This is a genomic window from Paenibacillus illinoisensis NBRC 15959, assembly GCF_004000925.1.
GTDB lineage: Bacteria > Bacillota > Bacilli > Paenibacillales > Paenibacillaceae > Paenibacillus > Paenibacillus illinoisensis.
In genome coordinates this window covers 74,827-94,458 of the sequence record NZ_BIME01000004.1, presented here as the reverse complement: position 1 = coordinate 94,458, position 19,632 = coordinate 74,827, and the positions used below count along the sequence as shown (strand labels likewise).

Here is a 19,632-nt window from a genome sequence, read left to right as displayed (position 1 = left end):
TCCCTCCGCCATAAATAAATGAACGCAAAGAACCCCCGGCAGCTGAACCAGCTAAACCGGGGGTTCTTCCCCATTAATACACTGAGCACTATCCTTTTTTTAAAAGAGATTCTGCCTGTGTTTTCGAATATTCATTCGCATTAGAACATCTTCAATCACTAATCGTCATCATGGTTTCACGCGGCGGTTGGTAATTCTCCAACCTGCGGAACGTTATTCCCTTCTGAGCCATCATGCGTGTCACTTTGCCTGTATCCTTGGGATAAGGTCGGTGAAAAACAATTTCCGTGATGCCGCTGTTCGCCAGCATATTGGAGCACGTCCAGCAAGGTTCATCCGTCACGTACACGGAAGAACCTTCACGGTCATTCCGATCGGTGAACAAAAGCAGATTTTGCTCCGCATGTATCGTCCGTATACACCGCTGCTTTTTAATCATTTCCTCCTGACCATCCGTTACCACCAGCTCATACTCTTCAGAAATCATGCATCCGGCTTCGGAACAGTCGGGAACGCCCATGGGTGCACCGTTATACGCTGTTCCAAGCAATTTTTTACCTTGAACCAGCACGGCCCCCACATGGCGCCGCGAACAGCGGGAACGGGTTGAGACCATATAAGCGATGTCCATGAAATAAGTATCCCAATCTTTGCGTACGTCTGCTGTACTCATGTTCGTTTCCTCTCCCGTTCGTTAGTAAGTTACAAATTGTGCACTGCATATTTTGTTACTTAACATAAGAAAACTTTGGTTTACTGCTCGTAATCATTTTATTACAGCCATTATCGGATCTGAACATAGGGGGCCATTTTCTCCAACATTTTCATCCCAATTCCCTTGACCTTTGTCAGATCACTCACTTTGGTAAATGGACCATGGGCATTTCGATAGTCGATGATGGCCTGGGCTTTTTTCTCCCCTATGCCCGGAAGCTCCGTAAGTTTGGAAGCAGGTGCAGTATTAACATCAATTTTACCATTATCGATATCCTGTACCGGCTGAGCAGTTTGGATATTTTCTTGTCCAGCTTCCGCAGCAGGTGCCGCTGCCGTTGACGAAGCAACCTCTGGTTCGTTTGACGCGCTATTTGAACCGGCCTCTTCAACGACAGGTTTTGCCTGTTCAGTTTCCTTCGAATCAGCGCCATCAACAGCCTTCTTTGCGTTATCATCCGTAGTAACCTTTGCTTCGCCTTGACCCAAAACAGCCGACTGCACAGCAGAGGGATCCTGCTCTTTCGTCGGCGTCTCGGTGCCGAGCTGCATGGGTTCCCAGCCAGAAGGCGGCTGTTCACTTTTGCCCGACCATAATATGAATATACTTCCTATCACCGCAGCAGCAATGGCTACTCCCTGTTTCCATTTCATGATTCCCACACCTCTCCCTGTCTTCAAAATAAATATTCTGAACACGGGCGGTGCTTCCGAACCGTTAAATGTTGCTGGTAAAATCGAAGCTTTGCTTTTTTCATGTCATGTCATACAAGTCCTGGTGCATAGACTAGAAGGAACGAACTGCGCCAGTACCGTAAAGCATGAAAGGAGGCCTGAAACAATGAAGGTTGGATTTATCGGAACCGGCAGCATGGGAAGCCTGCTGATCTATGCCTTGATTCAATCCGGAGCACTCGAGCCCCGGCAGATCGCCGCAAGCAATCGGACCCCTTCCAAAGTGCGTCAGTTATCCCTCCGTTATCCCGGTCTGCATGAATCACAGAGCAATCGGGAAACTGTCATCCGAAGCAACATCATATTTCTATGCGTGAAACCACTCGAATTCAAGCATGTTATTGACGACATTCTGCCTGTTGTAAATTCCAATCATATCATCGTCTCGATTACGAGTCCCGTGCAGCTGCGCCATCTGGAATCTTCACTTCCTTGCAAAGTCTCCAAGATCATCCCCAGCGTTACACACCAGGTCGGCAGCGGAGCATCCCTGTGCATTCATGGCGAACGCATGACCCCTGAAGACCGATCCGTTCTGGAGGGACTTCTCAGTCACTTCAGCAGACCTTACCAAGTCGATGAAGCCTGCACGCGGATCACATCCGACTTTTCCAGCTGCGGACCTGCATTCATATCCTTCTTTCTGGAACAATGGATCGAGAGTGCCGTCAAACTAACAGGGATCAAACGCGCAGACGCCTGCGCTCTTGCAGGTGAAATGCTCCTCGGAACAGGCAAGCTGCTGACGGAAGGAGGATATACACCCCAAGAGCTCCAGGCTCGCGTTGCCGTTCCCGGTGGCATTACCGCCCAGGCACTTGCTTTAATGAAAAACAGTCTGGACGGTGTTTTTGACAGCCTTATCCATACAACCCACGACAAGTATGAAGAAGACTTGTTAAAGCTGGATGAAGTATTTAGAGCCGGTGAAATTAACCGGCAACAATATTAACAAGTTTGCCTGGAACGGCAATGACCTTGCGAATGGTCTTGCCTTCCAGAGCCTGTTTGACAGGCGCCAGTTCCATTGTAAAGTCTTGCATGCCCTGTGCATCGAGATCTTTGGCAATCGTTGCACGGGTTACGATTTTGCCGTTGACCTGTACAACAATCTCCACTTCAGCATCTACTGTCATGGATTCATCATACTCCGGCCAAGCTACGTAGGAGATGCCTCCTTCGTGTCCAAGACGGCTCCACAATTCTTCCGCCATGTGCGGTGCCAGTGGGGACAAGAGCTGTACGAAGTTTTCCATCGCTTCACGTGGCAATGTATCAGCTTTGTAAGCATCGTTGATGAAGATCATCAACTGGCTGATCGCTGTGTTGAAACGCAGATGTTCCAGATCATCCGTAACTTTTTTGATCGTTTTGTGAGCTGTGCGTTTGAATTCTTCCGTTCCGCCATCCACAGTGATCTTGTCATTGATTGCTCCAGTATCCTCGTTGATGAAGAGACGCCATACGCGTGACAGGAAGCGGTACATGCCCTCTACCCCGTTAGCATTCCACGGTTTGGTAGCTTCCAGTGGTCCCATAAACATCTCATAGAGACGCAATGTATCGGCTCCGAATTCATTCACAATTTCATCCGGATTAATGACATTACCACGGGATTTACTCATTTTCTCGTTATTGGTTCCCAGAATCATACCCTGGTTCACCAGTTTGTGGAATGGCTCCTTGGTATTCACCACGCCCAGATCATACAACACTTTGTGCCAGAAACGAGCATACAGCAGGTGAAGCACGGCATGCTCGGCTCCCCCGATATACAGGTCAACCGGCAACCACTGCTGCTGTTTCTCCTGGGAGATCAGCTCTTTGTCGTTGTGTGGATCGATAAAGCGCAGATAGTACCAGCAGCTTCCCGCCCATTGTGGCATCGTATTGGTCTCGCGGCGGGCTTTCATTCCCGTTTCTGGGTCCACCGTATTTACCCAATCCGTTACGTTCGCCAGTGGAGATTCCCCAGTACCTGAAGGTTTGATCTGGTCGATATCCGGCAGCAGCAAAGGAAGTTGATCTTCCGGTACCGTCTTCATCGTTCCATCTTCCAGGTGCAGAATTGGAATCGGCTCACCCCAGTAACGCTGACGACTGAACAACCAATCGCGCAGGCGATACGTTGTTTTTCCTTGCCCCTTACCATTTTCTTCCAACCATGCGATCATTTTCGCAATCGCTTCTTCGTTATTCAGCCCGTTCAGGAAGTCGGAGTTCACATGCGGTCCGTCGCCGGCATACGCCTCTTGTGTTACGTCCCCACCCTGGATAACTTCAATGATGTCCAGACCGAACTGCTTCGCAAATTCCCAGTCCCGACCATCATGACCTGGAACTGCCATAACCGCTCCTGTACCGTATCCTGCGAGCACATAATCCGCAATCCAGATAGGCAGTTTTGCACCATTAACCGGATTGATCGCGTAGGCACCAGTGAATACGCCTGTTTTTTCTTTGGCCAGATCCGTACGTTCCAGATCACTCTTGCGAGCGGCCTGCTCCTGGTAAGCCTTAATGGCTTCACGCTGTTCCGCTGTCGTAATTGCATCGACCAATTCATGCTCAGGTGCAAGAACGGCGAAGCTTGCACCGAACAGGGTATCCGCACGTGTTGTAAACACTTTAATAACTTCTTCACTGCCCTCAATGGCAAATACAACTTCTGCACCTGTGGATTTGCCAATCCAGTTGCGCTGCATATCCTTGATGCTCTCAGACCAATCCAGCTCTTCCAGATCTTCCAGCAAGCGCTCAGCATATTCCGTAATTTTCAGTACCCATTGACGCATCGGTTTGCGCACAACCGGATGACCACCGCGCTCACTTTTGCCATCGATAACCTCTTCGTTAGCCAGTACCGTACCCAGCGCTTCACACCAGTTAACCGGCACTTCATCTACATATGCCAGGCCTTTTTTATACAGCTGGATGAAGATCCATTGTGTCCATTTATAGTATTCAGGGTCTGTTGTGCTGATCTCACGATCCCAGTCGTACGAGAAACCAAGGGACTTGATTTGACGACGGAAATTGTCGATGTTGCGGAATGTAATTTCCCGCGGGTGCTCGCCCGTGTCCAGAGCGTGCTGCTCAGCAGGCAAGCCGAAAGCATCCCAGCCCATCGGATGCAGCACATTATAACCACGCATACGTTTGAAACGGGAAACGATGTCTGTTGCCGTATACCCTTCCGGGTGACCTACGTGCAGACCTGAACCGGATGGATAGGGGAACATATCGAGTGCATAAAACTTCGGTTTACCCGGGTCTTCACCTGTTTTAAACGTTTTGTTCTCATCCCAATACTGCTGCCAACTTTTCTCCATAACCTGCGGCTGATAGCCGTGCTTCGGCTGGTGATTTTCACTCATCTATTGTTCCTCCTCTTGGTTATTCACTTTTATTGCAACAAAAAAACCTCAGCATCCATAGCGTTTGCAGCGCTAGGGACGAGAGGTTGAATTCCCGTGGTACCACCCTAGTTAGCGGACGAACGTGCTTCGTCATCCACTCCCTTTGGACCTGTAACGGCGGTTAACCGATGCGGATTTCCATTCCTGAACGAAATGCCAAACATTCAAGCACAGGATGGTGTAATCACCGCATTTCTCCAAGGCGAGTTCGTGAAATACTGTCAATCGGCTTGCACCAACCGCCGACTCTCTGTCATGTACAGGACCCACTACTGTTCCTTATCATCGAAATATGTATACAATATCGGGACCATTATATAAAAAAGCAAGACTAAAGTCAATATTGCTTGGTTTTTTGACTATAGATAATGCTGCTCTTCCCCATTCGGCCTAGGACAAACGAAATCGCTCGATTCCTTCTTCCAAGTTATTAATTGCCCACTGAATGTGTTCCTTGTTATCATATTGTCGATATTCGCATTCAATCCACAGGATCAGATCAAAATACAGATCGTACAAGCTTCTCCGTTTTCGTTCACTCTCCGTTGTGATGACCCTACCATAACCCTTTACAAACCCTGGTGTATAATTAAAATGACTGAAGTAGTGCTCCATCAGGGGATCCGCCCAAAGGCAACGCTCAAAATCAATAATGGCTGTAATCTGCCCCTGTTCCACAAACACATTGCCATCCCACAGATCCCAGTGAATGAGTACCGGCTCGTTGACATCACTCAGCACATCCGATTTCTCTCTTATCAATTGCGCAAGCTCATCATAATCCATAGGAAGTTTTACACCAGCCTCTCTTCCGTCGGTGAGCAGATCATCCATCAGACTCAAGAATGCTTCCTTCCAGGTGTTATACTTTGGTTTCTTTTCTGAAAAATAGCCAAACTTTTCACCTTTGATCTCGTTGATCCGGCGATTGAATGCACCAAGCTGCTCTTCGATCTCTGCCTGCTCTGCTGCACTATACTGATCCTTGACCTTGTTATAAGGCGTGCCAGGCATATATTCCATCATAAAGTACTCCGCCGGAGCAAGACTGCATGTTGTATCACACGCCAATACACGGGGGACCGGTACATCTCGAAGCTCTCCCACGAGACGCAGTGCCTGAACTTCTGCCATCAGGAGATCCTGCTCACAACGCAATGGTTTACCAACCTTTGAAGGAGCGATTTTGAGCACCACCTCTTGCCCGTTGCCGAGCGAGATATAATAAGCATGGTTGGCCCATCCGTCAATCATTTCCCTGTATTCCTGGATGCCTGTATTAAAATATTGCTTGGCAATTGCATTCAGCTGTTCTGAAGTCAGCCTGGTTTTGTATGTACTTTCCATTCTGCACCACCTTTTTATCAATACGAATTCTAATCATTAAGATCTTGTAATCGTTTTCCATTCTTGTCCATTATGGCTCTCTTCACCCTTGCTGACAATGCATTTCATCATAAAAACAGAAAAAAACCGCCCTCACTGTTGCAAGGACGGTCCCTATCTGCAATCTACTTCACCGCGACGTAAAATAGCCGCTGCGCGCCTTCTCCAGCTTCTTTCCATGTGAAATCAGCATATACACGGACATTCCTGAATCCAGCTTTGGTCAGTTCCAGCTTCATCCAGTCCGGATCGTATGCACGCTGAATGTGAACCTCTTCAAACCGCTGGTACATGTCCTTGCCGCCGTCATCCACCCGGGAGAAAATGCTGAGATGATGCTCAATCTCACACCGTTCAAGATCCATGTCGCAGGTCCAGATATAGGATACGGAGCGTTCATCCAGGACAAAAGGCTGCTCTTCTTCATAGCGGATCAAGGTGTCTGGATGGTGTACATCAAACAGGAATGTCCCTTCCGGCTTCAGCATCTCGTAGGTACGCTGGAACGTACGAATGACATCTTCCTTTTCCAGCAAATAATTAATGCAGTCACAGAAGGAGATTACTGAATCTACCGGTTCGGGTACTCTCCAATCCCGCATATCCTGCTGAACCCAGCGGACACTGCCTTCACGATACAATCGATGACCTTGAGGGGTTCCCTCCATTTTGCTTCGCGCTACAGATAACATATCCGCAGACAGATCAATGCCGGTCACTTCAAACCCCGAGTTGACCAGCGGGATCGTAATGGACCCTGTTCCACATCCAAGCTCGGCTACGCTCTTGGGCATGCCGTGCTGCTCCCAAGCTGTTCTTGCAAACCTTATCCAGTCCGGATAAGGCATATCTTCCATTAATTCATCGTACACATAAGCAAATTTACGGTAAGACATGTCAGGCACCGCACTTTCAATTTCATTTTCCGATTCCAAAAGAAAAAGCAGGGGCGCGTCCGGAGTTCACCCAGCCTTGCCCTGCCTTCCTTCGTTCCAATATGTCGTTAACGATTACTTGTTTTCACTTGAATCTTTGGGAGCTGACTCCGTCAAATACGTCCAGTTTTCCTTCTGCGTCACCAGTCCGTCTTTCATCAGCTTGCCCAAAGCACGCTTAAAAGCAGATTTGCTGATTCCAAAGCGCTGCTTGATGATATCCGGTGGAGTGGCATCCGAATAAGGCATACCGCCCGTAGGGCGCTCTTTCATAAACGCCAGAAGTTTGTCCGCATCTTCGTTACGGCCTACCTCTTTGCGAGGGGACATGGCCAGGTTAACACGCCCGTCTTCACGAACCAGCGTTACCCGACACTTCACCTTTTCACCCAGCCGCAGCATTCTGTTGCGCTCAGATGAATGAATCATGCCGATAGCACCGAAGCCAAGTACCCCGCCTTCTACAAGCACAAAAGTACCCATCTGCAAAGGTTTGTACACCGTTGCTTCCACCCATTCGTTCAACCATGATGTTGGAGCGTGGAATGACAAGGGAGCAAGCTCACGTTCCCCGGCCAATTTGGCACGAAGACGCCCCTGCTTGTCATGTTCCATAATAACAAAAACTTCATCGCCCACGTGTGGACGTAGTTCTTCCAATTCGGGCAATTCACGGATAGGGAGCAGCAGCTGCCGTCCAAGTCCCATCTCAAGGAAACAGCCAAGGCGTGGGTGTATATCTGCCACAACCAGTCGGGCCATTTCGCCGAGAGTGAGATATGGTTTTTTCATGGTTGCTGCCAAGCGGTCCTCTGTATCAAAGAACAAAAAGACTTCGAGCGTCTCCCCGATTTTGACATCCCGTGTGAGTTCCGTATAGTGAAGCAGTACATCTTCCGATCCTGTCGTCAAAAAGTAGCCAAAAGGCGATACTTCCCGATCGACGGGCAGGGAGACGACCGTGCCTGCAATCAAACTCATACCGTTTCCACCACTTTGGCGTCAGACCATAGCCGTTCAATGTTGTAATATTCGCGCTCATCACGATGGAAAATATGCACAACCACGTCGCCCATATCCATCAGCACCCAACGTGCGGAATCCATGCCCTCGATTCCTTTAATGTTAACGCCAGCTGCATGTGCCTGTTTGCGAATTTCTGTTGCGATGGACTGAACCTGTGTATCGGAATTACCGTGACAGATTACGAAATAGTCTGCAACCAGAGAGATGCCTTTCAGGTCCAGTGCTACAATGTTCGATGCCTTTTTATCGTCAGCGGCGGTTACCGCCATATTCATAAGTTCTTTCGATGATACTGTCATGAACCAACCTCCATATTTTATAAGTGTGCAATCAGATCATTCCGCGACAACATCGTCAGCGGATAAATGACGCGGCGCTGCGAGATCAGCAAGCTGATCGTGGAATCAAAACCGGCAATCAGTCCCTCTTCCAAGCTGCGCTCTGCCTGCTCACGAATGTGATCTACGCCTGGGAAATCTCTTCCCGGTTCAATATAGTCAGCAAGACATACGACCTTATCGAGCAGACTCATACCTACACGCCCGGAAGTATGCCAGCGGATTGCGTTAATGATTTCCGGATCATCAACACCATAATCGCGCTGTGCCACAAAAGCACCTACTTCAGAGTGCCAGAGCTGCTTGTCATGCTGTAAAAGTTCTTCGTTCAATCCGTTTTCACGGATGACCGCTTCCATCTCGGATACAGGCCAGTACTTGGCTACGTCATGCAGTATGGCTGCGAGGTCTGCTTTGACAGGATCCGCCCCATACTTCTCTGCCAACTGGACGGCCTTTTCCATTACGCCAAGCGTATGCTTCCAGCGCTTCTCCGGCATCTGACCGGAAACGGCCTTAATTAATTCTTCACGGCTTAGCCCCATATAAACCGCTCCTTACAATATATTGATGAACTGCATCAGGGATCATGAACCGTACCGAATGCCCCTTAGCAAGTCTCCTGCGAACAGCCGTGGATGAAATGTCCACCAGGGGCATCTCCGCCAGCAGCACGCTGTCCTGCAGTTCCTCCGGCAGGTCATCCAGATGCAGCTGAAATCCTGGCCGCCCCACACCAATAAAGGTTAATTTGGCAGCCAGTTCTTCAATCTGTTCCCACTTCGGAAGATAGTTCACCATGTCCGCTCCGATAATGAAATAAAATTCATGCTCCGGATAACGGCGCCACAGTTCCTTCATCGTATCGATCGTATAGGACACCCCGCCGAGTTCCATTTCGATGCCCAGCACTTCATACTGCTCCACACCTTGTACCGCAGCCTCAGTCATATCCAGGCGCTGCTGTCCCGAAGCTCCAGCTCCGCGTTTATGGGGCGGAACATGGGAAGGCATAAACCAGATCTCATCTAGGGCATGTGAATCTCTTGCAGCTTCGGCAGCAAGCAGATGTCCCATGTGGATCGGATCAAACGTCCCGCCCATGATGCCAATCTTCACCTGTGTCACCGTCCTAAGGAAGTTCGATTTGTTTGTTGTCGCGTGATTCCTTGTACAGGATGATGGTGCTTCCGATAATCTGCACCAGTTCGCTGCCGGTTTCCCGAGCCACTTCTTCAGCGATTTCGTTTTTGTCATCCAGACAGTTGTTCAACACTTGCACTTTCATCAGTTCACGTTTCTCGATTGCCTCTTCGATGTGACGGAACAGATGATCATTGGTGCCCCCTTTGCCGATCTGAAATACAGGGGTCAGATGATGTGCTTGTGAGCGCAAAAAGCGCTTTTGTTTACCGTTTAACATAATTACTCCATAACTCCTTATGCCCGGCAGGCACTGAAACAGCGTTTTTCGTCTGTCTGTTGCCTGACCGTTCAATGATATTTTTCACTTATTAAAACTATCCAATACAGCGCGTCTCATGGTCTCAACTGGCGCAGGAATGCCGAGCCAGTGTTCAAATGCGACCGCGCCCTGATACACAAACATACCTAGGCCGCCGTGCACAACGCATCCACGCAAACGTGCTTCTCGCAGCAAGCGTGTCTCCAGCGGATTATAGATTAAATCACTCACGGCCGCACCTTCCCGAATCAACTCCGGATTCACAGGTACATCATCGATATGCGGATGCATGCCTGCCGCCGTAGTGTTGATCACGATATCAGCCGAGGCTAACACAGCTGCAGCCTCTTCCATGCCGCTGCCAGTAATGTTACCCAATCCGTGCCTTCTCAAATCGGAGGCAAGAGCCTCTGCTCTCTCTGCTGTACGATTCAGGATGCTAATCCGTTCCGGCTTCTCCAGTGCCAGAGCATAGATGGCGCCTCTTGCAGCGCCTCCTGCCCCAAGAACTGCAATCTTCTTGCCTGCGAGTTCCGGCACTGCTTCTTCCTTCAACGAACGAACATAACCAATACCATCGGTATTGTACCCAGTCAGTTTACCATTATCGTTGACGATCGTGTTTACAGCACCAATCAGCCGTGCACTTTCATCAATGACATCGAGGTATTTCATCACTTCTTCTTTGTGAGGTATTGTTACATTAACACCCCGGTACCCCAAGGCAACAATACCTTTAACGGCTGCTTCCAGCTGCTCTGGACGAACATGAAGCGGCATATACAATCCGTTCACACCCGCTGTCACAAGAGCCGCATTATGCATGGCAGGTGACTTGGAATGACCAATCGGATCTCCAAAAACTCCGAGCAAAACAGGAAGTGAAGTATAGGTATTCTTTTGTTCTGGCATGCGTCTGCCCCCGATCTATAGAGAATCAATTTGCCGTATAACTAGATCAAAGATGGACGAACCAGCACTCGAATACCTTTTGGTGCATGTACAGCGACAAGCGCCCCATTCTCACCATTGACCTTGATCCAGCCCAGACCGGATATGAACACATCGGACTGGCTGCCGCGTTTGATACGGAACTCATGCCGAGTCCATTCAGGCATGTCCGCTGCATCCTCCCGGCTTGGCGGGGACAGCAGTTCTCCGGCGTGGTCACGATACAGATCATCTGCACGCTCCAGCTTCGTCCGGTGAATATCGATTGCATTGCTTGTATAACAAGTGAAGGACTGACGATCACCTTCAATGAAATCAAAACGAGCCATGGCACCAAAGAACAGCGTCTGTCCGGCATTTAATTGATACACGGCCGGTTTAAGCGGCTTGTCCGGCATGATGGCTGCCAGATCTTTGCGTGATACGATCTCACTGAAACGCCATGGATACACGATTCCCGGCGTATCAATAATAAATTTGCCATCATCCAATGGAATGTTAACCATATCCAGCGTCGTTCCCGGATAACGGGAGGTTGTCAGTTCCTGCTCCAAATCGCTGTAGTCGCGGATCAGACGGTTAATCAATGTCGATTTACCCACATTGGTACCGCCGACCACGTATACGTCACGATCCTCGCGATAGGTACCAACAAGCTCCAGCAGGCGATCAAATCCCTGATTTTGCTTGGCGCTGCAGAGCACGATATCCACCGTACGCAAACCTTGCTCCTTAGCCTGCTTCTGTACCCAGTTACGAACCTTGTTCCAGTTGGTTACCTTAGGGAGCAGGTCCGTTTTGTTAACAGCCAGCAGAACCGGATTGTTCCCTACAAAACGCTGCAGACCGGAAATGATGCTGCCGTCAAAGTCAAACAGATCAACGATATGGATGACAAGTGCATCCTTATCCCCGATTTTGCTGAGAAGAGCCAGGAATTCGTCCTGATCAACCGTGACGGATGATGACTCATTGTAGTTTTTGATCCGGAAACAACGCTGACATATGACCGGTTCACGATCCAGCGCTTTCTCCGGAATGAATCCCGGTTTGTCCGGATTTTCCGTTTGCAGATGCACTCCGCATCCACTGCATCTTACGGCAGGATTGCCGTTATGCGTTTCTGTCATTTCTTCTTTTCCTCCTCAAGCCATAAGCCTTTCTTGCGCAAACTGGTTAGAGCAATCCGTTCCACGCGACGATTGAAGCGGGTCATGAAACCTTCATCACCGATGGAAATGGGCAGTACCAAGACCGTATAAAGTCCCAGTCGGTTTCCTCCATATACATCCGTAAGCATCTGATCGCCTACAACAATCGTTTTTTCTGGAGTAAGCTCCATCATCTTCATTGCTCTACGAAACGGTGCATTCGATGGTTTGCGTGCACTATGCACAAACTGGATATCCAGCGGAGTCGCAAACAAAGATACACGGTTCAAATTGTTATTGGACACGATCATCAGCTTGAAACCCGCCTCTTTCACACGCGCAAACCATTCAATCAGTTCCGGCGTGGCATCAGGAGCTTTGGCACCGACAAGCGTATTATCCAGATCAGTTATAATTCCACGGTAGCCTTGAGCGTACAGCTCTTCCAGATTTATGTCAAAAACCGTGTCTACTCGCAGCTTGGGCATTAACATTTTAAACAAAGAAGTCACCTCAGTTTCATACGACACACTATATCACAAATCCGTCTTTCCTGAAAATGCATACAGTGCCTGATGGTATGCGAAAAAGGAAAAACGGGACGGGCATCCTCTATGCCCGTTCCGCTTTGAGTTCCTTGCGCAGCTTCGAGGCTGTCTCATAGACTGCCTTCCAATCGTCCGAAGTAACAGAAGCCGGGCTATAACGCGTGCGTTCAAACAACGCCAGCAGTTCTTGCAGCGTTGCTGCCGCAGCCGGTTTGGCCTGACTCCATCGGTTGACAGACTCGCGCAGGGTCTCGTCTCCGCTTCGGGTCAATCCTTTTCGTTTCACATAGCGAATCCAGCGTTCCGTCTCTGCAACAACTTTCTGCTCGGGGGTAAGTGGTCCCCCAGTGCGCAGACGCAGCAGCCAGAAACGGAGTGAGAAGCGATTCCGCCAGAACATATAAGCAACCCATAGAGCAAGTACAGCCACCGCTGCCCAGATCACAAACGCGGGAATGCCGGATGCTGCTTGTTCAGGTGCAGGTACTTGCTCTTCTTCTACAACCTGTTCTTCTTCTGGTTGTTCTTCAGGCTCGTCTACCGGCTGTACATCAGGCTGTTCCGTCAACAGAGGCATATCGAAGCCAGGTGTCGCTTCAACCGGAATCCATCCGTATTCACCAAAATACACCTCAGCCCAGGAATGGGCATCTGCATTGGTCACGGTATACGTGGTCTCAATCTCAGAACCAGGCTGGCGTGGAGCCTGCATGTCGGAATTAAGAGACATTTGGCCAGGGGCATATCCTTTTACCCAGCGGGCAGGAATACCTTCCGAACGTGCCATCATGACGAGTGCTGTAGAGAAATAATCACAGTACCCCTCACGGATGTCAAACAAAAATCCTTCAACAAAGTCATTGCTCACTTTTCGGGATAAATCGGGATTGTTAGTGTAATTAAAGTTTTGTTGTAAGTAGTCTTGCAGTAATGCCACTTTTTCATACGGCGTATTTGCCGCAGCCGTTATTTCGGCCGCAAGCTCTGTTACCCGGTCCGGGAAACGGGATGGCATTTGCAGGTACATGTCATCTGCAGGATTGCTTCCATATAGATCATCAAACGTCTTGGTACGGAGCTCATCTTCCACGATGACTGGTGCTTCGGATACAACCGTATACGTTTTAGGGAATTGCGGCTGCTGCCGATCTGTGACAATGTGCAGCTCTGCCTGATTTGCATTCCACAGCATCCGACCTGAATCGTTCTCGCCATTGACCGAACTTACCTCAGTTATGGAATATGCACCAAAGAGGATTGGATACACACTATCGTTCAGCATGGTTACCTTTTGTGTAACTTGCTTGGTGTTTACGTTACCCGCATCCTCATTCTCCAGCGCTTGTCCAATTTCCACATCTTCCGTGGACACCCGTCTGCGGTCATCCCACCCTGTACCGGTGTACTCTTCCCGGGTTTCACCCCGCCAGTAACTCCGTTCATTGGTCGTTACCGACATGACTGGTGTGTAGTCAAAGTTGAATCCACCACCCAGCTGGTTATCTTCACGGCTGTATCCGGACTCTGTGGAACTTGGAATATCCAGCGTCCCGTTGCCGGTCTGGCTGGTAGAGCTTCCGGTATAGTTACGCCATGCCGTATAAGGATCTGTCAGCGTAGGCGGTACTTCGGGCATGTTAACACTCGCTACAATAATCAGAGAAAAAATAATTGCGATGTTGGCGAGTATTTTGTACGGATAACGGAGCAATCGTTTCCAGCCCTGTGGGTAGTTCAATTGGAAGTTGCGGAAGTGCTGGCAAACGAGCCACCCCATCCCGGCAAACATGACCCAAGCCACTTCAATCCAGAGTGGAATCTGGGTGAAGGAATCCAGAATACCCATCGAAACGATGTTCACACCCAGAAAAACAAGAATACGGCGTGTTGTCGTTACCAGACGAAGAGCAGCTTCGAGCATGACCCATGCGCATAGGGAGAACCAGATGTACGGGGTCAAATGCAGCAGAAATTGCTCCGTGCGATCGCTCAGTGTACCGTAAGGAATGTAGACAGAGTAATCAATGAGCGTTTTATGCAAAATATAAATAAGAACAATGGCCTTGATGATGTTACGGTATATCGTTTTGAAAGGTAAAATAATCTCCAGCACACTGACCGCAGCCAGCGTCCATAATACCAATGATGTCGTCTCGGTGTACCAGGATTCCTGTGTAAACGAAATCCACTGCATCCCAATCAGGAAAATCCAGAGCAGCGACGCTGCATGGTACCAGGATCTTTTCCCCATCGACTGTTCTCTACTATTCGTACTCATACAGAACCTCCCCCCATAACCGTTGGAAGTTCCTGCAGATGGGAAACAACAAAGGATCTCGTGCCTCTTCCTCGCAGCATGGCGGCCCATTCGGCACTCTGACGTGAATCCTTGGTATCAAGGATAATATGACACGGAGTCATCCCGCGAGTATCAGCCCACCGCAGCAGTTCCAGTACTTTTTCATCCTTCTGGGGAGATATGACTACAAAATAAGCGCCCTGCGGCAGCTGACGAGCAAGCTTCTCAATACCGGGCAGCAGCCTTTTATCCTGACCATCATTCTGAACATCCACCAGATGATGCATCATCTTCTGCCGATCCATCAGGCTTTCGCTTGGAGGAAGCAGCGTCGTTTGGTCAGATAGCGTCATCAGCCCCATACCCATCCGTTCTCTCGTACCATACTCCAATAACGATGCCGCAGTGGAAACCGCCAGCTCAAATGTTTCCCCCTGCTCGTAACTGCTCGCCAGAGCGTCAAGTATTAAGATGGTTTTGGGTACCGATTCATGTTCGAACTCCTTGGATTTCCATGTTCCTGTCTTGGCTGTAGCATTCCAGTGAATGCGGGACAGCCTGTCGCCATACACGTAATCACGAACACCGTTAATTTGAGTTGTTTCCCTACGGGAACGCGTCTGCGCGGTCTGTGGACCAGACAGTCGTGATTTACGATCGTACAGCTGCCAGTACGGTATGAATACAGTACGAGGCAGCACCCTAAACTCGCCTTTGGCCTTGAATGTACCACGATGCTCAATCAGGCCAAAGATATCCTCGCTTGCACATTCCGTTTCGGAAAACGCATATTTGCCGCGCTCCAGCGGCGGAGTCTGGAAAGACAGCTCTCCATTTCCCCGCATGTTCGGAATCAGGCTCTCCCTGAAGGACCAGGATTCCCCATTATGACGATGCAGCATTTCACGGACAACCACGTAAGGCAGTGGCAAAAATCCGGGAATGGTCAGCCTGAGCTTCACCTGAACCTGGTCACCGGCATGCAGCAGCTCTTCATGGTCCTGACCCGATGATAGCATTCGTACACCGCGTGCACGTCTTACTCCACTGAATCCGGCAATGGCAAGATACAGACAAAGGAGGGTTACCATCGAAAGCAGCATGATGGATGTTTTCCCGCCCTGGAATAATACATAGGCCAAGCAGCAAATCCACACCATCGCGATACTCCATACGCGGGGGTGGCGCATTCCTCTTCTGACATTACTCAAAAGCGGCTTCATGAATTATTTCCCCATGGAGACGGGCACACGAACCTGCTGAAGTACAGAATTCAGTACGGCTTCAGAGCTCATGCTGTCCAGTCTCGCTTCAGGACGCAGTACAATCCGATGGGAAAGGACATACGGGGCCATCGTTTTTACGTCATCCGGGAGCACATAATCACGTTCCTGCAGGAAGGCAAACGCCTTCACCGCCATCATGAATGAAATGGCTGCACGCGGGCTGGCCCCCAGCAGCACGGACGGATGCGAACGTGTATTGCGAACGACGTCAAGCAGATAGTCCATGACCGGATCACCGATAAAGACTTCCTTGATCTCCTGCTGAATCGCCGATATCTGGTCCATGTGAGTTACGGACTCCAGCCGGTCCACGGGCTGTCCTGACTGATGCTGCTTCAGTAATGTCCTCTCGATATCCTTGTCGGGATAACCCAGACTTATTTTCAGCATAAACCGGTCGAGCTGTGCTTCCGGCAGTGTATACGTTCCCTCAAAATCGATTGGATTCTGGGTAGCACAGAGCATGAACGGGTGCGGCAGATCATAGGTATCGCCATCTACCGTTACACTGCGTTCTTCCATCACTTCCAACAGAGCTGACTGGGTTTTCGTTGTTGCCCTGTTGATCTCATCCGCCAGAAGTATGTTGGTCATGACCGGTCCCGGACGGAAATAAAAGCGCTCGTCACGCGGGTGGAATACGGATACACCTGTAATATCACTTGGCAAAATATCTGGATTACATTGAATGCGGCGGTATTCTCCGCGCATGGATTTCGATAATGCTTTGATCAACTGTGTCTTGCCTGTTCCGGGTACGTCTTCGATCAGAACGTGTCCGCCTGCAAGCAAAGCTGTGAGCAAAAGTTGAATTTCAAAGGATTTCCCCATTATGCAAGATTCTAGATTAGAACGAACTGCTGAAATGATTTGGATCGACTCTTTGCGCACAGGCATGTGGTCTAACCTCCTAAAAAAGCATACAGATTTCCTTTTATTGTACATGAACAACGGGCGCGAGTACACTCGAAGAGAATCACAATTTGTTTCCAGCCGTCAGATTGGCCGCCATTCTCGCATGATTGCGACAAAAAGCCCCGGATGTTAAACATCCGGAGCCTTTTAGTGTATACATATATGGCTAAAACCATTGGACTGCGCCTTGTCAGCCTTTCGGCCGAACCACCAGCGCGGCGAGAAAGGAGAAGATAATCGCCGCTGATATCCCTGCAGCCGTCAGGTCGAATATCCCGGTAATAACCCCGATCCACCCCACCTTTTCAAGCTCGGTCAATGCCCCGTGCACGAGTGAATTGCCAAAACTCGTAATGGGGATGGATGCTCCAGCTCCTGCAAATTTAACCAGCGGATCATACCATCCGAGCGCATCCGCAACCGCCCCTGCCACAACGAGCGTACTCATCGTGTGAGCCGGCGTCAGCTTGACGCCATCCATCAGCAGCTGACCGACCACACAGATCAGTCCGCCAACAATAAATGCCCATAAAAATTGCATCGTTTATCCCTCCTTTTCAATGGCTACGGCGTGTGCAATACACGGGATGCTCTCGCCCTGCTGATAGGAAATCGGTGACAACAGTGCACCCGTGGCCACAACCAGTACCCGTTTGAGATCGCCTTTTTGCATCCGATTCAAAATATGTCCATACGTCACAGTCGCTGAACAGCCGCAGCCGCTGCCGCCTGCTACAACGAATGGCTGCTTCTCCCGATCATAAATCATGAGTCCACAGTCATTAAACGTCGTTTGTTCCATGGGGATGCCTTCCTTTTGCAACAGTTCCTTCGTGATGGGGAGTCCAACCGAAGCCAAATCGCCAGTGACGATAAGATCGTAATACCCTGGTTCAAGCCCTGTATCCCGGAAATGAGACACGATGGTATCTGCCGCTGCCGGGGCCATGGCTGCCCCCATGTTAAACGGATCCTTGATTCCAAGATCCATGACCCGTCCAATCGTTGCCCGCGTGACAACTGGGCCTTCCCCTGAGCGGGAGACTACGCCGCAACCAGATCCGGTCACGGTGTACTGTGCATAAGGAGGTTTCTGGGATCCATACTCGGTCGGGTAGCGGAACTGCTTCTCCACTGTGCAGTTATGGCTGACCGTACCGGCGAGGACATAATCACCTCCACCTGAATCAACAATTAGGGATGCTAATGCCAGGCTCTCCATGGAGGTCGAACAAGCCCCAAACACACCGAGGTAAGGAGCTCCCAGTTTCCGAGCCGAAAAGGAACTGCTGATGATCTGGTTGAGGAGATCGCCACCAATGAAAAACTGCAGTTCTTCCTTTGTGATGTTTGCATTGATGAGTGCCAGCTGTGTAGCTTGTTCAAGCAGCTTGCGCTCCCCTTTTTCCCATGTTTTCTCGCCAATCTCCAGATTGTCATAGACGTAATCGAAATCGGCGGACAGTGGTCCAGCTCCCTCCTCTGGCCCAACAACCGCAGCCCTGCCGATAATTCGAGGGCGATTCTCAAACTCCCAGGTTTGGCGTCCGACAAGCTTCATAGATGCCCACCTCCTAATCCAAGGAAGGCGTAAATGATACCTATAATAAAGGCAGCCACGACGCCGAATACGATAACCGATCCGGCTAGCTTAAACATGTTGGCTCCAACGCCAAGGACAAGTCCCTCCGCACGGTGCTCCAATGCTGCTGAGCACATCGAGTTGGCAAAGCCGGTAACCGGGACCGCTGTTCCTGCTCCGGCCCACTGGGCGATTTTATCGTAGACCCCAAGGCAGGTGAGGATAACCGAGATCAGGATCATGACCGCAACCGTAGGACTGGCCGCTTCCTTGGAAGTCATATCGAAACCTGCCTTGAATGCTTCCTGGATAGCCTGTCCAATGATGCAAATGAATCCCCCGACAAAGAAAGCCTTAATGCAATTCGCAAGGATCGGACGAGCGGGCTCATGCTTTTTGGCTACTTTCTTGTAATCCTGTTCGCTGATGGACAGGGATGATGATTTTTTTCCGTTATCGGATCCTTTGGTTTGAGCTGGCAAGATTCAGAACCTCCTTAGAAATCGAATAGGTCGCACAGCTTGTCGCTGCATCTCGTGTGGAATCCTATGTTCATTGTTTGTTAATCGTGGGAAGGTTATGTATCCGGCGAATTGCATCAATTGTTTCCAGTTGGGGAGAGAACGGTTTAGCAGCTTAAATTCAATACGCCGGATTAGAGAGAAGTTGAGCTAATCGCACAACAGTCAGGTGTGAATTATTTCCCTATAAATAAAGAAGTACGATGACGAGCAAAATAAAAAGGACGATAAAAAGGATATCTTCATTGCCTTCATGAGGTGGCTTCATCTGGTGTCCCAACTCCTTCCTGTCGTCAAGCAAACGAATAAAAATCCCGGATTATGGGATCGCAGGAGTGTCTCAACTCATGCATATTCAATC

Annotated in this window: 20 protein-coding genes and 1 other annotated feature; of the genes, 1 reads left to right on the top strand and 19 read right to left on the bottom strand. The window is 49.6% G+C overall.

The genetic code is table 11. From position 1 onward, the window contains the following. Nucleotides 1-151 precede the first annotated feature (151 nt). Together PIL01S_RS11810 and PIL01S_RS11805 are read right to left on the bottom strand one after the other, a co-directional pair. Nucleotides 152-673 (bottom strand): deoxycytidylate deaminase, encoded by a 522-nt coding sequence (locus tag PIL01S_RS11810; protein WP_095289821.1) that lies wholly within the window; start codon nt 671-673, stop codon nt 152-154. A gap of 110 nt (nt 674-783) precedes the next feature. Continuing rightward, nucleotides 784-1,368, bottom strand: a complete 585-nt coding sequence (locus PIL01S_RS11805; RefSeq protein WP_127537728.1) for a ComEA family DNA-binding protein — start codon at nt 1,366-1,368, stop codon at nt 784-786. Nucleotides 1,369-1,555: 187 nt separating this feature from the next. Between PIL01S_RS11805 and comER the strand changes: the two genes are divergently transcribed. After that, nucleotides 1,556-2,401, top strand: a complete 846-nt coding sequence (gene comER, locus PIL01S_RS11800) for a late competence protein ComER (RefSeq protein WP_095359528.1) — start codon at nt 1,556-1,558, stop codon at nt 2,399-2,401. On the opposite strand, the gene leuS is transcribed toward comER, so the two are convergent. The 17 genes from leuS to spoVAC form a co-directional block, all read right to left on the bottom strand. Beyond that, nucleotides 2,382-4,826 carry a leucine--tRNA ligase gene (leuS, locus tag PIL01S_RS11795; RefSeq protein ID WP_127537727.1) on the bottom strand — a complete coding sequence of 815 codons (2,445 nt, stop codon included), beginning with the start codon at nt 4,824-4,826 and terminating at the stop codon, nt 2,382-2,384. The genes comER and leuS overlap by 20 nt on opposite strands. A gap of 71 nt (nt 4,827-4,897) precedes the next feature. Then, nucleotides 4,898-5,163: a binding site (T-box leader), on the bottom strand. A 95-nt stretch (nt 5,164-5,258) separates the two neighbouring features. Further along, nucleotides 5,259-6,215 (bottom strand): phosphotransferase family protein, encoded by a 957-nt coding sequence (locus tag PIL01S_RS11790; protein ID WP_127537726.1) that lies wholly within the window; start codon nt 6,213-6,215, stop codon nt 5,259-5,261. Nucleotides 6,216-6,379: 164 nt separating this feature from the next. Further along, nucleotides 6,380-7,150, bottom strand: coding sequence for a class I SAM-dependent DNA methyltransferase (locus PIL01S_RS11785; protein WP_127537725.1), 771 nt, complete (start codon nt 7,148-7,150; stop codon nt 6,380-6,382). Between the two features lie 114 nt (nt 7,151-7,264). Continuing rightward, nucleotides 7,265-8,170 carry a CvfB family protein gene (locus PIL01S_RS11780; protein ID WP_127537723.1) on the bottom strand — a complete coding sequence of 302 codons (906 nt, stop codon included), beginning with the start codon at nt 8,168-8,170 and terminating at the stop codon, nt 7,265-7,267. Continuing rightward, complete coding sequence (gene rsfS / locus PIL01S_RS11775) at nt 8,167-8,514, bottom strand: ribosome silencing factor (protein WP_095289811.1); 348 nt, start codon at nt 8,512-8,514, stop codon at nt 8,167-8,169. Before rsfS ends, PIL01S_RS11780 begins: the two co-directional genes overlap by 4 nt. A gap of 17 nt (nt 8,515-8,531) precedes the next feature. After that, nucleotides 8,532-9,098, bottom strand: a complete 567-nt coding sequence (gene yqeK, locus PIL01S_RS11770; RefSeq protein ID WP_127537722.1) for a bis(5'-nucleosyl)-tetraphosphatase (symmetrical) YqeK — start codon at nt 9,096-9,098, stop codon at nt 8,532-8,534. Then, nucleotides 9,082-9,672: a nicotinate-nucleotide adenylyltransferase gene (locus PIL01S_RS11765; RefSeq protein WP_095289808.1), complete on the bottom strand. Its 591-nt coding sequence runs from the start codon at nt 9,670-9,672 to the stop codon at nt 9,082-9,084. Before PIL01S_RS11765 ends, yqeK begins: the two co-directional genes overlap by 17 nt. A 13-nt stretch (nt 9,673-9,685) precedes the next feature. After that, nucleotides 9,686-9,976, bottom strand: a complete 291-nt coding sequence (gene yhbY / locus PIL01S_RS11760; protein WP_095289806.1) for a ribosome assembly RNA-binding protein YhbY — start codon at nt 9,974-9,976, stop codon at nt 9,686-9,688. A gap of 84 nt (nt 9,977-10,060) precedes the next feature. Further along, nucleotides 10,061-10,930: a shikimate dehydrogenase gene (gene aroE, locus PIL01S_RS11755; RefSeq protein ID WP_127537721.1), complete on the bottom strand. Its 870-nt coding sequence runs from the start codon at nt 10,928-10,930 to the stop codon at nt 10,061-10,063. Between the two features lie 41 nt (nt 10,931-10,971). Further along, nucleotides 10,972-12,099 carry a ribosome biogenesis GTPase YqeH gene (gene yqeH / locus PIL01S_RS11750; protein WP_095289803.1) on the bottom strand — a complete coding sequence of 376 codons (1,128 nt, stop codon included), beginning with the start codon at nt 12,097-12,099 and terminating at the stop codon, nt 10,972-10,974. Beyond that, nucleotides 12,096-12,623 (bottom strand): YqeG family HAD IIIA-type phosphatase, encoded by a 528-nt coding sequence (locus tag PIL01S_RS11745; RefSeq protein WP_095359536.1) that lies wholly within the window; start codon nt 12,621-12,623, stop codon nt 12,096-12,098. The genes yqeH and PIL01S_RS11745 overlap by 4 nt, the downstream gene beginning before the upstream one ends. Before the next feature lie 109 nt (nt 12,624-12,732). Continuing rightward, entirely contained in the window at nt 12,733-14,946 is a 2,214-nt protein-coding gene (locus PIL01S_RS11740) for a transglutaminase TgpA family protein (RefSeq protein WP_127537720.1), read from the bottom strand. Continuing rightward, nucleotides 14,943-16,190: a DUF58 domain-containing protein gene (locus tag PIL01S_RS11735; RefSeq protein WP_164764224.1), complete on the bottom strand. Its 1,248-nt coding sequence runs from the start codon at nt 16,188-16,190 to the stop codon at nt 14,943-14,945. Before PIL01S_RS11735 ends, PIL01S_RS11740 begins: the two co-directional genes overlap by 4 nt. Before the next feature lie 3 nt (nt 16,191-16,193). Further along, a complete protein-coding gene (locus PIL01S_RS11730; protein ID WP_127537719.1) occupies nt 16,194-17,150 on the bottom strand; it encodes an AAA family ATPase in 957 nt (318 codons plus the stop codon). Between the two features lie 208 nt (nt 17,151-17,358). After that, entirely contained in the window at nt 17,359-17,709 is a 351-nt protein-coding gene (gene spoVAE, locus PIL01S_RS11725; protein ID WP_095289795.1) for a stage V sporulation protein AE, read from the bottom strand. Between the two features lie 3 nt (nt 17,710-17,712). After that, entirely contained in the window at nt 17,713-18,729 is a 1,017-nt protein-coding gene (spoVAD, locus tag PIL01S_RS11720) for a stage V sporulation protein AD (protein ID WP_127537718.1), read from the bottom strand. Beyond that, the gene (spoVAC, locus tag PIL01S_RS11715; protein ID WP_127537717.1) at nt 18,726-19,232 is read right to left on the bottom strand and encodes a stage V sporulation protein AC; all 507 of its coding nucleotides are present in this window, start codon (nt 19,230-19,232) and stop codon (nt 18,726-18,728) included. Before spoVAC ends, spoVAD begins: the two co-directional genes overlap by 4 nt. Nucleotides 19,233-19,632 lie beyond the last annotated feature (400 nt).